Raw genomic sequence first — 14118 nt, 5'->3', positions numbered from 1 at the left:
GAGGCGAGCTTATCCAGTCAGTCGCAGAGCTCGGCGGCGGCGCGGAGGCAACGTTCGGCCTCGGTGGCGAGCACGTCGACGATCTCCTTTGCGGACTGCTGTCTTGTGACGAAGGCGGCGGCTTGCCCGGCGTAGACGACCGCGCGGTCGTAGTCCTCGTTCTGCTGGGCTTCCCGTACCCGCTGCCTGATCTCGTCGTCGAGGTCGTCCTCGCGGCCGTGCCACTGGTCGGAGGTGTCGTTGGCGAGGGCTCTTCCGGGGTATCGGTGCGGCCAGTCGAGGCCGAGGGCGCGGTCGAAGACGCGGGTGAGAACGGTGTCCTGCCCAGTGGCGTCGAGGACGCGCTTCCTCGCGGCGGGCGTGTTGGCGGCCTCGATCGCGCCGAGGAACCTGGTGCCGATCCACGCGGCCTGCGCCCCCGCGGCGAGCACCGCCGCTACGCCCTTGCCCGTACCGATGCCACCAGCGGCGACGACGGGTTTGGTGGTGTGCTCGAGAACGGCCTGGAGGAGCGGGAGCGTGCCTTGGTACCCAGTGTGCCCACCGGCATCCGTGCCCTGCGCGACGATGATGTCGACGCCCTCGTCCTCGGCCTGCTTGACGTCCTCGATCGTGTTGACCTGCTTGGCGATCGTCGTGCTGTGGAAGATCTCTCGGTACTTGGCGGCGCTGCCGAACGAGAGCGAGACAACGTGCGGCTTTGCCTCCGCGACCGCCTCGACCACGCCGGGCTGGTTGTCGACGGCCCAGAGCTGCAGCCCGATCCCGAACGCGCGGTTGCCGTGATCGGAGGCGATCGCGGCCTCGCGCCGTACGAACGCCTCGTCCGCCTTGTTGCCGACCCCGACCAAACCGAGCCCACCCGCGCGAGAGATGGCCCCCGCCAACTCCCCATGCATAGCCCCCGCCATCGGCGCCCCAAAGATCGGCACCGTCATCCCCAACCTGCGACTCAGCTCCGTGGTCAGCATGCAGCCGACACTAGCCTCGCCCCATGGCCGTCACCCAGCAGCTGGCGCGCTGCTCACCCGAGCTGCTGGCCACCTGCCAGTCGAACGTCGCGACGCCTACCTGACCGAGCACTGGTCCGCCCTCACCACCGTCTACTCCGCCGCCTCGGTCGCAGGTCGATGCGTCGTCCTCTGGTGGGACTGGCTCACGTTCGTTGCGACCGCAAGAAGTCGCCGAAGTGGGGGACGGTGAAGGCGACTGTTCCTCGCTCGGCGGAGAAGACCAGGCCCTTCTTGATCAACCCGTCCCGCGCCGGCGAGAGGCTCTGCGGCTTGCGGCCGAGGCTCAGGGCCACGTCGGCTGTTGGCACCTGGTGGTCGCCCAGGTCGGCGCCGAGGTCGGCCATGGCGCGCATGTACTCGCGCTCGGCGGGCGTTGCTCGTTCGTATCGGGACCCGAAGAAGCCCACGGCCAGCTCGCTCTCCGCCTCCGGGGCCGCAACGCGCACGTCGTCCGCCGAGATGGGCGAGCCCGGTGCCACGTCCCAGGTCGCCTTTCCAAAGGCCTGCACGAAGTACGGGTACCCGTCCGTCACCTCGTGCAGCGCCTCCAGAGCCGACGGCGAGTACGTCACCGCCTCCGTCTCAGCCGGCACCGTCAACGCCCGGTCCGCCGCCTCCCGGGACAGCCGGTCCACAGAGACGTACCGAAACAAACGCTCGGCGTACGACTTGCTCGCCGACAACAACGTCGGCAAATGCGGCAACCCCGCTCCCACGACGACGAACGGCACCGCCTGCTGGCTGATCTCATGGCACGCCCCACACAGCGCCGCCAGCTCGGGCGGCGCGATGTCCTGCATCTCGTCGATGAAGATCGCCACGCCCACGTTCAGGTCCCGCGCCAGCTCCGCAGCGTCCATGAACAGCTCGGCCAGGTCCAGCTCGAGGTCTCCCGAGTCGGCCCGCCCCCGCGCGGCCGGGGTGTCGTACGGCGGCCGCCATCGCAGCCCCTTCCGTTCCTCCACCGTCGTACGCAGCGCGAACGCCTTCAGCACGCCGAGGAACTCCTCGACCCGCTCCTCGTCGCGATGCCGCGAAGCCAGCTCTCGCGTAGCCGCGTGCAGGGCCTGCGCCACCGGCAGCCGGATCGGCCGCTCGGGCCGCGCCTCCACCTTGCCCGTGCCCCACAGCCGCGCCAACGCCAGCGACCGCAGCGCGTTCAGCAACACGGTCTTGCCCACGCCACGCAGCCCGGACAACACCAGCGACCGCTCCGGCCGCCCAGCCGCGACACGTTCGAGAACGACCTCGAACTGCCGCACCTCTCGATCCCGGCCGGCCAACTCGGGCGGCCGCTGCCCAGCGCCAGGCGCATACGGGTTCCGAACGGGGTCCACGATCGGACTGTATGCGGTTGTCTAGCGTCAACCGTAGATTTACGTAGACAGCGCTAGGGCGTGTCGCGGACAGCCACCCGCTCGGGCTCGGCGGATATTCCGGACACCACCGGCTTCTCGCCCAACCAAGGAAGAGCGCCGCCGGCCAGCAGCAGCACCAGCGCGCTCGCGGTCAACGTGACCGTGAACAGGTTGTTCGCCATGCCCTGCAGCAGGAACGCGACCAACGCGACAGCGATCCCCAACGGCTCCGCCCGCTTCTCGCCATCCGCCCGAGCGCGCCACACCACCGCGATCGCGATCGCCGCCATCGCGAGGTTGAGCAGCAGCGCGCCCAACAGCCCGAGCACCCCGTTCTCCGCCGCGGCCAACAGCACCGTGTTGTGCGCGTTGTTGCCGGCCACGCCGTGCGACGTCGCCCGGTACCGCTCCGGATCCGCCGCGGTGAACGTCGCCTGCTCCCCAGGCCCCACGCCGGCGAGCGGATGGTCGCGGAACACCGTCCAAGCCGACGAGTACAGAGCCATCCGGTCGGTCTGGTCGTGCAGGATCCGTTGGAACGCGGGCGTCAGCGCCACCAACCCGATCACGACCACCACGCCCGCGATCAGCCACCGCAGCCGCGCACGCAGAGCCAGCACCACGGCACAGGCGAGCGCAGCCACCGCCAAAGAGCTCCGCGTGTACGTCAGGACCAACGCCAACAGCTGCACCACGACAGCGAGCGCCCAGACCGCACCGAGCCGGCGAGATCGACGAGCCGCGTCCAGCGCGATCCCCAACGTCAGCGGAATCGACAACACCAGCAGGGCGCCGAGGAAGTTCGGCGAGAGCGCCAACGTCCCGTTGACACGACCCGGGATCTCACCCAGCAGCGACGTGTTGCCACGCGTCTCCTCGAGACCGAAGCCGCCCGGGAACCCAATGAAATAAGCCCAAACAGACACGACCGACTCGAAGATGCCCACGCCGGCGAGCGCCCGCGACACCACCCAGCGCGTCTCGACAAGAGGCCGCTGAACGATGACCGCGAGCACGACCAGCACGTACAGCAGCACCCGACCCGGCCCACGGATCAGCAGCGCCAACGTTCCCATGAACGATTCCGCGTTGACGAACGCGGACACGGTCATGCCCGCGACCAGGATCGCGGCGCCGAGCAGCAGCCACTTCCCGATCGGGACCGAGCCCAGCCGCCAACCGTTCCGGAACGCCGACGGCAGCAGCAGCGCGAGCCCGACCACCAACAGCAGGTCGTCCGCGCCGACGCCCAGCGCGATGGTCTCGTGCGGCGGCACCACGGTGAACACGGCGACAAGCAGGCCCAACGAAGGCGGCCACGCCCGCAACCGGGGCACGAACCACCACAGCGCGACGGCAACGGCAATCGCGGCGACAGCGAACGCGATCGAGATCACTCGACGCTCTCCACACCCATGTCCTCGTCCAACACGTTCTGCCGATGGATGTGCCGCACCTGGATGTCGACGGCACCCGGCTCGACCCGGATCGCGTGGACGGCGCCGGCGAACATCAGGTCCTGGATCCGCACGTGCCGCGACTCGCCCGTCAGGCAGAGACCGTCGCCGTCCTTCACGTACACGGGGTGCTTGTTCGGATCGACGTTCTCTATCCGTACGTACAGCTTGTTGCCCGCCCACCACGCGGCGCGGCCCACGGACTCGGGCGGCTCCTTCGCGTAGCCGGTCAGCGAAACCACGCCCAGCTTGACGAAACCGGCGTCAGGGTCGGTCGACAGGCGGATCGGGCTCGGCCAGTTCGCCGCCCACACCTGCTGCGAGCCCTCCGTCGACACGACCGTCCACTTGCGCCATTTCACCAGCCGCGTCGAGGTGATCTTGGCCGGATACAACGTGTTCGTGTAGATGTTCCGGCGGATCGTGATCGGCTTGTCGGCCGTCCCTTTCAGCGTGACGCACTTCGTTCCGGTCCCGTCGTACGACAGGCGCGAGCCGTAGCCGGTCAGCACGATGTCGGCGCCGGGGCGCGCGAGCTTCAGCGCGGCGGCGAACGAGAACAGGGCGTTCTCCGGCGTCAACCCGTCGTTGCGGTCGGCGCCGATGCGGCGGTCGACGTACAACGTCAGCGGCGAGCTCGCGGTCGCGGGCGGCACAAGGACGTCGGCCAGCAGCGCGATGCCGAGCACACCGGCGACGGCTACGGCGCCGATGAGCAGCCGACGCTTCAACGGCGTCACGAGGCCTCCACCAGCCGCCGGAACGCGGTCAAGGTGCGCGCGGTCACCGCGTCCACGTCGTGCGGCCGCGCCTCGGCGTCCGCCGCGACGTGCAACGCCGCCCGCTGCGCCGGATCGCGTACGGCGGCCCGCGCCCGCAACAACGCGACGGCGAGGTCAGCCGGATCCTCCGGCCGGCACGAGAAGCCCTGAACGCCATCCTTCACCGACTCGGCCAGCCCGCCGATCGCCGACACCACCGGGACACAGCCGGCGGCCATCGCCTCGAGCGCCGCGAGGCCGAGTGCCTCCTCGCGGGACGGAACGGCGACCACCTCGGCGGCGGCCATCTCGCGAACAACGCCCTCCTGCGGCAGCGCGCCGAGGAAGTCGACCTCGACGGCAGCCGAACGCGCCTGAGCGACCAGCCGTTCGCGCTCCTCACCGTCGCCGACGACCCGGAGCCGAGGAACGTCCGCACCCTGCCGCTTCAGCTCGGCGAGCGCGTCGATGAGCACATCGAGGCCCTTGCGGCGGATGAGGTTGGCGACGAACAACAGCTCGTTCCGCGGCTGGCCGGAGCCGTCGGCATCCCGGCGCGCCGCGGAGAAGTCGCCGTACCGGATGCCCGGGGGAACGAGCGCGATCCGTTCCTCGTCGACGTTCAGCCGGCTGCGGACCTCGCCGGCGAGGTAGCTCGAGTTCGCGACGACCAGGCCGGCACGGTCGAACACCGCGCGGCACAGCGTCTGGTCGACGGGCGTCCGGTCGGGCAGCCGCAGCACGTCGCTGCCGTGCGCGAACAGCACCAGCGGAGCCCTGAGGACGCGGGCGAGCGGGAGCGCGAAGACGCCGGTCGGGTACGCGATGTGCGCCTCGACGACCGTACGCGGGCGCCGCCCACCGGTCGCGGCCTGCGCGACGCGGCCGAGCAGGCTGGCGTACCTGGCCACACCTGACGGGTGGTCGTGCACGGCGACGACGCGGACGTCCTGCCCGAGCCGGCGGAGCGCGTCGACCCGGTTGGCCACGAACGATCCCCAGGCCGGCCGCCGTGCGCTCGGCCACAGGTTGGTCACGACGACGATGCGAAGCGGCTCGACGCTTTCTTCGGACACGGTCGGCGGTGACCTTCTCTTCCGCTGCGGCATGATGACGGGCGGTGCCGAACGATACCCCGCCAACCCGACAGCCCTCGGAACAGCCACCGAGCATGGCCAGCCGCGTCCTCACTGGCACGCTCTGGTCGATGCTCGGCATCGCCGCGCTCGGGCTGACCCGCCTCGTCTACACGGCGGTGATCGGGCAGACCGGCCCGCCAGCACGGCTGGCGGACGTGAACTCGGCGATCTCGCTGGCGTTCGTGGCGACGTTCGTGAGCGCGGCGGCGACCGGTGCGGCCGCGTCGAAGTTCCTGCCGCTGACGACCGCTCGGCATGGCGCTGGGGCAGCCGCGGCTGTTCAGCGCGTCCTGACCCGATGGACGATCGTGGCGACGGTCTCGGTGGTCGCCGCGCTCGCGATCGCCGGGCGGTGGTTGCTGCCGGACGCCTCAGCCGCGCAGGTCGCGTGGGTGTGCGCGCTGGCGGCGGCGTACTCGGCGTACACGTTCTCCAAGTCCGTGCTGTACGGGCACCAGCTGCCCGGCCGGTACGCGGTGCTCGAGGTGGCCGCGGACGTGGCGATCCTCGTTCTCACCGTCGTGGCGGTGCTCTGGCTGCCCGGGATGCTGCTGGCTCCGCTGGTCGTGGGGTACGCGGCGTTCGCGGTCGGCGCGGCGCTGTCCACACCGCGCGTCCCCGTGGGGGAGCGGCCCGACCTGGGCCGTGAGCTGTCCGGCTTCGTCGCGTTCACCGCGCTGGGGATCGCGGCGAGCCAGGGCTTCTTCCAGATCTCGATGGTGGTCGCGCAGCACCTGACGAACGACACCGAGGCGGGGCGGTACGCGGCCGCGATGAGCCTGGTCAGCCCCGCGTTCTTCGCGCCGCGGGCGATGGCGCTGGCGTTCTTCCCCGCCGCCGCGGAGTCGGTCGGGCGTGGGGACGACGCGGAGCTGGCGCGGCAGACCGAGAGCCTGACCAAGCTGCTCGCGGTCACGATGGTGCCCGCGTTCGCGCTCGCCGCCATGCTCGGCGGGCCGGCCCTCGGCCTGGTGTACGGGCCGGAATACCGCGGCGGCGGTGCGGTGTTCGCCCTGCTCGTGCTCGCCGTGCTGTTCTACGTGGTCGCGGTGCCGTCGGTGAACGTGCTGTCGGCGTACGACCTGCGCCTCGCCCGGATCCCGCCGCTCGCCTCGGCCGCAGGCGTGGTGGTCGGTACGGGGGCGTGGCTGCTGATCGGCGATCGGTTCGGCGCAACGGGCGTCGCGGCCGGCTATATGTGGGGCATGGTCGTCCAGGCGGGGGTCCCGCTGGTGCTCGCGCTGCAACGCCTGGGCATCTCGCCGATCCGGTTGCTGGGGCGCCTCGGGATCACCACGGCCGTCGGGATCGCGCTCGCCGCGGTCGCCGTTTCGATGCCCCGCGTTCTGGTCGTCACTGCTTGCATGGTTGGATTCGCCCTGATGTTTTCCGTCTCGCACCGCCGCGATTTGATGGACATCTGGGGTCGGGTACGCCGAATTCGGGGCGGTAGGCGCGTTCCATGACGAAATGGATATCCACAAACGCGGCACACCTGGTCGACTCGATGGGGGCGGGACTGGCATGCTGGGGCGTCAACTTAGGGGCGGCAGCGGAGGGATTGGGTGAGGACACCGGAGCGCATCCGTGCCGACCTCAGTGACGACGCCGTGAACGGCCCGTCGGTGCGGCGGATGCGGATTTGCGACATTCCCGTCGACATCTTGACGATGGAAGAGTCGATCGAGGTCGCGCACCAGCTGATTCGTACGCGGCGGCCGCACCAACACGTCGCGATCAACGCGGCCAAGGTCGTCGCCGCACGCCGCGATCCAGCACTCCGAGAGATCATCGAGTCCTGCGCGATCGCGAACGCTGATGGCCAGTCGATCGTCTGGGCCAGCCGGCTGCTGGGCACGGCGCTGCCGGAGCGGGTGACCGGCATCGACTTCATGCTCCGCATGTGGGAAGCCGCGGGCAAGCAGGGCTACAAGGTCTACCTGCTCGGCTCGAAGCCGGAGACCGTACGCCGCGCCGCCGAGGTCGCCGAGAAGCAGGGCGTCAAGATCGTCGGCTCGCGCAGCGGGTACTGGTCGGAGGAAGAAGAGCCCGACGTCGTCGCCGAGATCGCGGCGACGAACGCCGATCTGCTGTTCGTCGGCCTGCCCACCCCGCGCAAGGAGGAGTTCCTGCACCGGCACCTGGACAAGCTGCAGGTGCCGCTCGCGGTGGGCGTCGGCGGCTCGTTCGACGTGGTGGCCGGCGAGGTCACGCGGGCGCCGTTGTGGATGCAGAAGTACGGCCTGGAGTGGCTGCACCGCATGCGCCAGGAGCCGTCGCGGATGCTGCGCCGGTACTTCCTCGGCAACGTCGAGTTCGTCGGCCTGGTCATCCGGGAGTACCTCACCTCGCGGAGACGGGCCAAGCCTTCGCCTTCTGAATGACCACTACGGCGTCGGTCACTTCTTCCCAGGCGCGGCCGAGCTCGTCCTCGTTCCAGCCGTGGATCGCCTGGAGCCGGATCCTGGCGATCGTCGCGGTGGTCGCCATCCACGTCTTCTCCCACTTCGCGCTCTCCTGGGGCGAGGTGGCGCCGCGGCTATGGCATGCGGGCAACCTCGTGTACGCGGTCACGCGCTTCTGCGTTCCGCTGTTCGTCCTCGTCTCGGGCGCGGTCCTGTTGGGCCGGACCGAACCCGTGCGCACGTTCTACGCGCGTCGCGCCGCTCGGATCGCGATCCCGCTCGTCGTGTGGACGGTGTTCTTCCTCTGGTTCGACGCGTGGAGCCACGGTCGACCGGTCACGGGCTACACGTTCGTCCAGGGCTTCCTGTGGGGGACGCCGTACTACCACCTCTACTTCCTGTACGTGATCGCTGGCCTCTATCTGGTCACACCGTTCCTGCGTCGCTTCGTGGCCGCCTCGTCCCGCCGGTTGGTCGTGGCGGCCGCCGTGGTGTGCATTGTGCTGGCGACCGCCGACAAGTTGCAGCACCAGCTGATGGGCGGGGGCGGGTTCAACGCGTTCTCGTACTTCGTCCCCTGGCTCGGCTACTACCTGCTCGGGTACGTGGTCGCGACGACGACGTTCCGCCCGTCGCGCCTGCTCCTCGCCGGCGTCTTCGGCGCCTGCGTGCTGCTGACGGCGGGCGGCAGTTGGTGGCTGTTCGGGCTGGTCGGCCCGCAGGACGGGCGGGTGCTGTACGACTACTTCTCGCCGCAGAACGTCGTCGCCACGCTGACTCTGGCGCTGCTGCTCCGATCACTGACGCGGTCGCCGGGGCGGTTCGACCGGCCGCTGGGGTGGCTGGCGGGGCTGACGTTCGGCGTCTACCTGATCCATCCGATCCCGCTCGAGCTGGTCCGCCGGCTGGACCTGACGTTCGCGAACCCGAACGTGGACTTCGCGTTCCACGTCAGCCTGGTCGTGGCGTTGCTGGTGGTTTGTGGGTTGGTGGTGGCTGGCGTGCGGAAGATCCCCCTGCTACGTCGGTTGATTTAGCCAGATAGCGAACATTTCACTTGTCCACAGGTCCTGAACGACGGGTTTCAGTGGCAGCAGATCGTCGCGTACGGTAGTCGCGACAACACCACCTCGGGGGTCGACGATGGACAACCGGAACGTACGACTCACCGCAGTGCTCGCCGCTGTGGTCGCCGTGCTTGCCGTCGTCGCGCTGGTGGTCACCACGTATCTCAACAGCACGAACAGCGCCAACGTCAGCGCCGGCGTCGAGACGCCCACGGCGGAGGCTGTGGACGGCGAGCCCGCGCCCGCCGGACCGGTCGAGCCGTCGGTCTCGCCGACCGAGGAGCTCGAGGGCGACGACGACCACGCGGACTTCAAGCCCGACCCGGGCACGGTCCGGGCGATCAACGATGTGACCGTACGGTTCCTGAAGGCCTGGTCGACGCCGGGCAAGGCCGCCGCGCGGCGCGCGCTGATCGCGCCGTACGCGGCGCCCGGACTCACCGAGCAGCTGACCTTGAGCGACGACCAGGTCGTGATCACCGGGAAGCCCGTGGGTGCGCCCACGATCGTGGCGGCGACCCCGTACTCCGCCGGCAACCACACCAAGTGGAGCGACGGGCAGTTGCTGCGCTGCAACCTCCTGCTCGACACCGACGGCTGGAAGGTGACGGAGATCTTCCCGGTCGAGCCGACGACCGCCTCGCCGACGCCGTTGCCGGGGGCGACCGGCAGCCGGAGCCCGACGCCGATCGCCGGGGCGCCCTGATGGCGGCGCCCGTCGTCGGGGTAGCGATCAAGACCCTCGGGAAGAGGTTCCTCAAAGGATTCGCGAAGCAGCAGGTCAGACGGCGGATTCAGGGCAGCGGCGGAGGGTCGAAGCGGACCTGGCTGATCGTGCTGGTCGCGGCGGTGACCGCGTTCCTGCCGATCGCGCTCGTGGTCGGCATCGGCGCGACCACGATGGCGCTGTTCGCCCCGTTCGGTGGCGGCGAGGACGACCAGGCGCTCGCGTCGGACTGCTTCGGGCAGCCGCAGCAGGTGCTGCAGGCGGCGAACGGTCCGAGCGCGGTCGGCATGAGCAGCCTGGACGAGGACCAGAAGAAGAACGCGCAGACGATCATCGCGACCGGTAAAGAGCTGAAAGTTCCGGCGTACGGCTGGGTGGTCGCGATCGCGACGGCGCTGCAGGAGTCGGTGCTGCGCAACATCGGGTACGGCGACCGCGACTCGGTCGGGCTGTTCCAGCAGCGCGCGCCGTGGGGGACGTTCGACGAGCGGATGGACCCGATCATCAGCTCGACGAAGTTCTACACGGGGAGCGGGCACGGCCACCGCGGGCTGCTGGACGTGCCGGGCTGGCAGTCGATGTCGGTGACCGACGCCGCCCAGGAGGTGCAGGTCTCGGGGTTCCCGTACGCGTACGCCGACGACGAGCCGCTGGCCCGCCGCCTGGTGGAGCTGTACGGCGACGGCGCGCAGCTTCCGGGCGACTGCGGCCTGCCGCCGGCCCTGCAGTGCCCGGAGACCGACCTGGCCGCCGAGAACGGCCTGACGCAGGACGCGTTGATCGTGATCCGCTGCTTCCACAAGTCGTTCCCCGAGGTCGAGACGTACTACGGCGTGGGCGAGCGGCAGCGGCCGGACGGTGACCACATCAACGGCCGGGCGGTCGACGCGATGATCCCCGACTACAAGTCGGCCGCGGGCAACGCGCTGGGCTGGCGGATGGCGAACTTCGCGAAGGCGAACGCGTCCCGGATGGGTGTCGAGTACGTGATCTTCGACGCGCAGATCTGGTCGGTCAATCGCAACGACCAGGGCTGGCGGCCGTACGAGAGCAACATCCCGGGCTGTACGACCGACAACTGCATGCACCTCAACCACGTGCACGTCTCGGTTTTCGGTAACGCCGCGGTACTTCCGGACACCGGCGAGTGGGTGCTGCCCGTTCCGCCCGACTCGTACCGCCTGACGGCGCGGTTCGGCGCCTGCGGCGACCGGTGGAGCAACTGCCACACCGGCCTGGACTTCGCCGCGCCGGGGGGAACGCCGGCGCGGGCAGCGGCGGCGGGCACGGTGATCTACGCGCAGGCGAGCGGCGGGGCGTACGGCAACATGGTCAAGATCCAGCACGCCAACGGTGTGGAGACGCGGTACTGCCACCTGCGGAGCATCTCGCCGGGGGCGCTGGGGGCCAGCGTGATCGCGGGGCAGATGATCGGCGAGGTGGGGACGACGGGCAACTCGACCGGTAACCACCTGCATTTCGAGACGCGGGTGGACGGGGTGGCGCAAGATCCGGAGATCTTCCTCCGGTTCCATGGCGTGCAGCCGTGACGCTGCGGGGCCATGATGGGTACTACGCGGAGTTTGCGACCGCTCACAGCCGGGTGTGACAGACAGGGACGGAGGGCACGTGAGCACGAACGTGGATGGTTCCGAGCCCTCTTCAGCGTCGGTCTCGGGTGGCGCCGAGACGCTGGACGAGCTGCCGTACGTTCCGGCGGTCGCGTTCGGCGTGGAGGGTTACGACCCCGAGGATCCGTGGAATGCGGTCCTGTGTGTGGAAAGTGACGAGGCGGTGACCGTTCTGCCGTTGACGCCCAGGACGCTCGAGGGGCTGCTGGGGGCCTTGGACGAGGTGCGGGCGGGTCAGCGCGTGGCGTTGCGGTTGTCGCCGGACGAAGAGGAGGAAACCTACGATTCGGAGCCACCCTCGGAGGAGCGACAGGGGATCTTCCGGCGAGTCGCGTCGGTGGCCAGGCTCGCGACCGGAAGTACGTCGGTGAGCCGGGCCTGGAACGAGTCCTTGCGTGGGCGGCTGACGATCATCGCAGGCGCGGTGTTGTTCGTGCTTCTCGGTGTGATCTTGTCGATCGTGACCAGGTAGCGTGAGCCTCCGCGTGGAGTCCGTCAGGAGCAGTTTGTGAGCGACCAGCAAAACGGCGAGACCTCGACCGGCGAGCGGGAGCCCGAGCGGTCGGGCACTCCTTACGGTCCAGGTGCCGAGGGCGGCACGACGTCGTCCGCCGAGATCGGGGAGTCGATCGGGGTGGGTCGGCCGTACGACCACGCTTCGGGTAACCACGCGGCCCCTGCCTCGACGCCGACACCGGCTCCGGCCGCCTCAGCCGAGAACGGGCCGGCGGAGCCCGAGCCGGCCGCGCAGGGTTTCACGCAGCCGCCCGCACCCGGCCCGGCCACGCCGACCAGTCCGGCGCCGTGGCAGCCGCACCACCAGGCGAACCAGACGCCACCGCCCGCCCAGCCCCAGCAGCGCTCCCAGCCACAGCCCGGCGGGGGACCCGTACCTCCCGCGGCGCAGGCGCCCGCGTACTGGCAACCGCGCCCGAACGGCCCCGCAGAGCCGCCGCCGTCCCCGATGGCCCGTCGCCGCGGGATCGAGGCCGCTGCCGCCTCCGCCGCGTCGGCTTCGGCCTCCGAACGGCCGGCGCAGGGCCGGCAGCCCGTCGGTCCGCCGGTGAGCACGCCCGGCACCGCCCTCGCCGCCGCCGGGTCCTCCCGGCACGCGCGGACGCCGGAGCGGAGCGGTGCGCCGGACGACGACGACACGCTGTTCGAGAGTCTCGAGCAGCGCAAGCCCATCCCGCGTTCGGGATTCCAGGGGTTCGTCTACAAGGTGTCGAAGATCAACCTCGGGCCGAGCAAGAAGGACATCGAGGAACTCGGCATCCGCGAGCGCCTCAACCGCCAGCTGCGCCGGACCCGCGGCTACTGCGGCTACGTCGGCATCGCGTCCGAGAAGGGCGGCGTGGGCAAGACCACACTGGCCGCCCTGCTGGCGACCGAGATCGCCGAGGGCCGGCGCGAGTCCGTGGGAGTCGCGGACCTGAACCCCGACCTCGGCACGCTGCCCGACCGCTTCGGCGTCCGCCCGCACCACTCCATCCGCGATCTCCTCGCCCACGTCGACGAGATCCCGTGGCGCTATCACGTGCACGATTTCATGGAGAAAGTGCCGGAGATGAACGTCCGCGTCCTCGCGGCGTCGACGGACCGCAAGATCCGTCACCAGCTGTCCGTCGCCGACGTGGAGCTCTTGGCCGAGCTCTTCGCGCCGTTCTTTTCCTTTGCGATCTTGGACAACGGAACGCACATCACCCACGAAGCGATGCTGGGCACGTTGAAGGTCGCGCACGGCATGGTGCTGGTGACCGACAACACCAAGGACGGCGCCAACCTGGCGCGGAAGACGTTGCAGTTCCTCACCGACAACGGCTACCCCGAGATGCGCCGACGGGTCGTTTTGGCCGTGATAGCTAAGGAAACGGCGAGCCCGGTCAAGGTCCGAGCCATCGACCGCGCGTTCCGCGACCACGTCCGCGACCTCATCATCGTCCCGTACGACCCAGCCCTCGACGGCGGCGGCAAGATCCCGTTCCGCGACCCCAACGCCATCAACAAGATGCTCCGCCCCCAAACCCGCGAAGCCGTCCGCAAACTCGCCGCCATCGTCATCGACGACCTCGTCGCCTGATCTAACCGAGGCTGCTGATCAGCCACCGGCCGTCGTCGAACTCGAGCTCCATCGAACTCGACGACGTGCCGACCTCGTCCTCGTCGTGCATGGTGACGTCATTGTCGTCGACTGTCGCCTTCGTGCCTGACTCCGAGATCGTGACACGTTCGACGATGGCCGTCCTCAACGCAAGGACCTCCCGCTCGTCGAGCCGCTTGTGCAGTTTGCGCATCTGAGCTGGGCAGTCGCCCGTTTGACCAGTCAGCCAAGGCGTTTTGTCCTGCATCTCCGGGGTGAGCGCGTCGCAGGTCGCCGTTCCGTCGCCAAAGCTGAGGTTGCGCCAGAACGACTCCGCGACCTTGGCTGCCGCCTTGTCCGGAGGGAGTTCGACTTCCTCCTCGAGGGGCTCGCCTTCCACGGGCATGATGCCTTCCGTACCCGTACCCGTGCCCGCGCTCTGTGGCGAGGGATTGTCACCACAAGCGAAGGCGACGCTGC

General features: G+C 69.7%; 13 protein-coding genes. 7 read left to right on the top strand and 6 right to left on the bottom strand.

Annotated features, from left to right (window positions below; genetic code table 11):
• Nucleotides 1–17: 17 nt before the first annotated feature.
• From JOD67_RS05835 to JOD67_RS05815, 5 genes are all read right to left on the bottom strand, one after another.
• Nucleotides 18–971 (bottom strand): NAD(P)H-dependent flavin oxidoreductase, encoded by a 954-nt coding sequence (locus JOD67_RS05835; RefSeq protein ID WP_205116023.1) that lies wholly within the window; start codon nt 969–971, stop codon nt 18–20.
• 185 nt (nt 972–1156) lie between these two features.
• On the bottom strand, nt 1157–2350 hold the full coding sequence (locus JOD67_RS05830; protein WP_205116021.1) for an ATP-binding protein: 1194 nt from the start codon (nt 2348–2350) through the stop codon (nt 1157–1159).
• A 53-nt stretch (nt 2351–2403) separates the two neighbouring features.
• A complete protein-coding gene (locus JOD67_RS05825) occupies nt 2404–3768 on the bottom strand; it encodes an O-antigen ligase family protein (RefSeq protein WP_205116019.1) in 1365 nt (454 codons plus the stop codon).
• Nucleotides 3765–4568 carry a hypothetical protein gene (locus JOD67_RS05820; protein WP_205116017.1) on the bottom strand — a complete coding sequence of 268 codons (804 nt, stop codon included), beginning with the start codon at nt 4566–4568 and terminating at the stop codon, nt 3765–3767. The genes JOD67_RS05825 and JOD67_RS05820 overlap by 4 nt, the downstream gene beginning before the upstream one ends.
• Nucleotides 4565–5665, bottom strand: a complete 1101-nt coding sequence (locus JOD67_RS05815; RefSeq protein ID WP_205116015.1) for a glycosyltransferase family 4 protein — start codon at nt 5663–5665, stop codon at nt 4565–4567. The genes JOD67_RS05820 and JOD67_RS05815 overlap by 4 nt, the downstream gene beginning before the upstream one ends.
• A 95-nt stretch (nt 5666–5760) precedes the next feature.
• On the opposite strand from JOD67_RS05815, the gene JOD67_RS05810 reads away from it, so the two are divergent.
• From JOD67_RS05810 to JOD67_RS05780, 7 genes are all read left to right on the top strand, one after another.
• On the top strand, nt 5761–7194 hold the full coding sequence (locus JOD67_RS05810; RefSeq protein ID WP_205116013.1) for a lipopolysaccharide biosynthesis protein: 1434 nt from the start codon (nt 5761–5763) through the stop codon (nt 7192–7194).
• A gap of 99 nt (nt 7195–7293) precedes the next feature.
• Nucleotides 7294–8112 (top strand): WecB/TagA/CpsF family glycosyltransferase, encoded by an 819-nt coding sequence (locus JOD67_RS05805; RefSeq protein WP_205116011.1) that lies wholly within the window; start codon nt 7294–7296, stop codon nt 8110–8112.
• Nucleotides 8109–9170: an acyltransferase gene (locus JOD67_RS05800; protein ID WP_205116009.1), complete on the top strand. Its 1062-nt coding sequence runs from the start codon at nt 8109–8111 to the stop codon at nt 9168–9170. Before JOD67_RS05805 ends, JOD67_RS05800 begins: the two co-directional genes overlap by 4 nt.
• Nucleotides 9171–9276: 106 nt before the next feature.
• A complete protein-coding gene (locus tag JOD67_RS05795) occupies nt 9277–9906 on the top strand; it encodes a hypothetical protein (RefSeq protein ID WP_205116006.1) in 630 nt (209 codons plus the stop codon).
• The gene (locus tag JOD67_RS05790; RefSeq protein ID WP_205116005.1) at nt 9906–11477 is read left to right on the top strand and encodes a M23 family metallopeptidase; all 1572 of its coding nucleotides are present in this window, start codon (nt 9906–9908) and stop codon (nt 11475–11477) included. The genes JOD67_RS05795 and JOD67_RS05790 overlap by 1 nt, the downstream gene beginning before the upstream one ends.
• A 79-nt stretch (nt 11478–11556) precedes the next feature.
• A complete protein-coding gene (locus tag JOD67_RS05785) occupies nt 11557–12030 on the top strand; it encodes a hypothetical protein (RefSeq protein WP_205116003.1) in 474 nt (157 codons plus the stop codon).
• Nucleotides 12031–12066: 36 nt separating this feature from the next.
• Entirely contained in the window at nt 12067–13638 is a 1572-nt protein-coding gene (locus JOD67_RS05780; protein ID WP_205116001.1) for a nucleotide-binding protein, read from the top strand.
• 1 nt (nt 13639) lies between these two features.
• On the opposite strand, the gene JOD67_RS05775 is transcribed toward JOD67_RS05780, so the two are convergent.
• Complete coding sequence (locus tag JOD67_RS05775; protein ID WP_205115999.1) at nt 13640–14044, bottom strand: hypothetical protein; 405 nt, start codon at nt 14042–14044, stop codon at nt 13640–13642.
• Between the last annotated feature and the right edge of the window lie 74 nt (nt 14045–14118).

This window comes from Tenggerimyces flavus (assembly GCF_016907715.1).
Taxonomy (GTDB): domain Bacteria; phylum Actinomycetota; class Actinomycetes; order Propionibacteriales; family Actinopolymorphaceae; genus Tenggerimyces; species Tenggerimyces flavus.
This window is presented reverse-complemented; position numbering and strand designations above follow the sequence as displayed.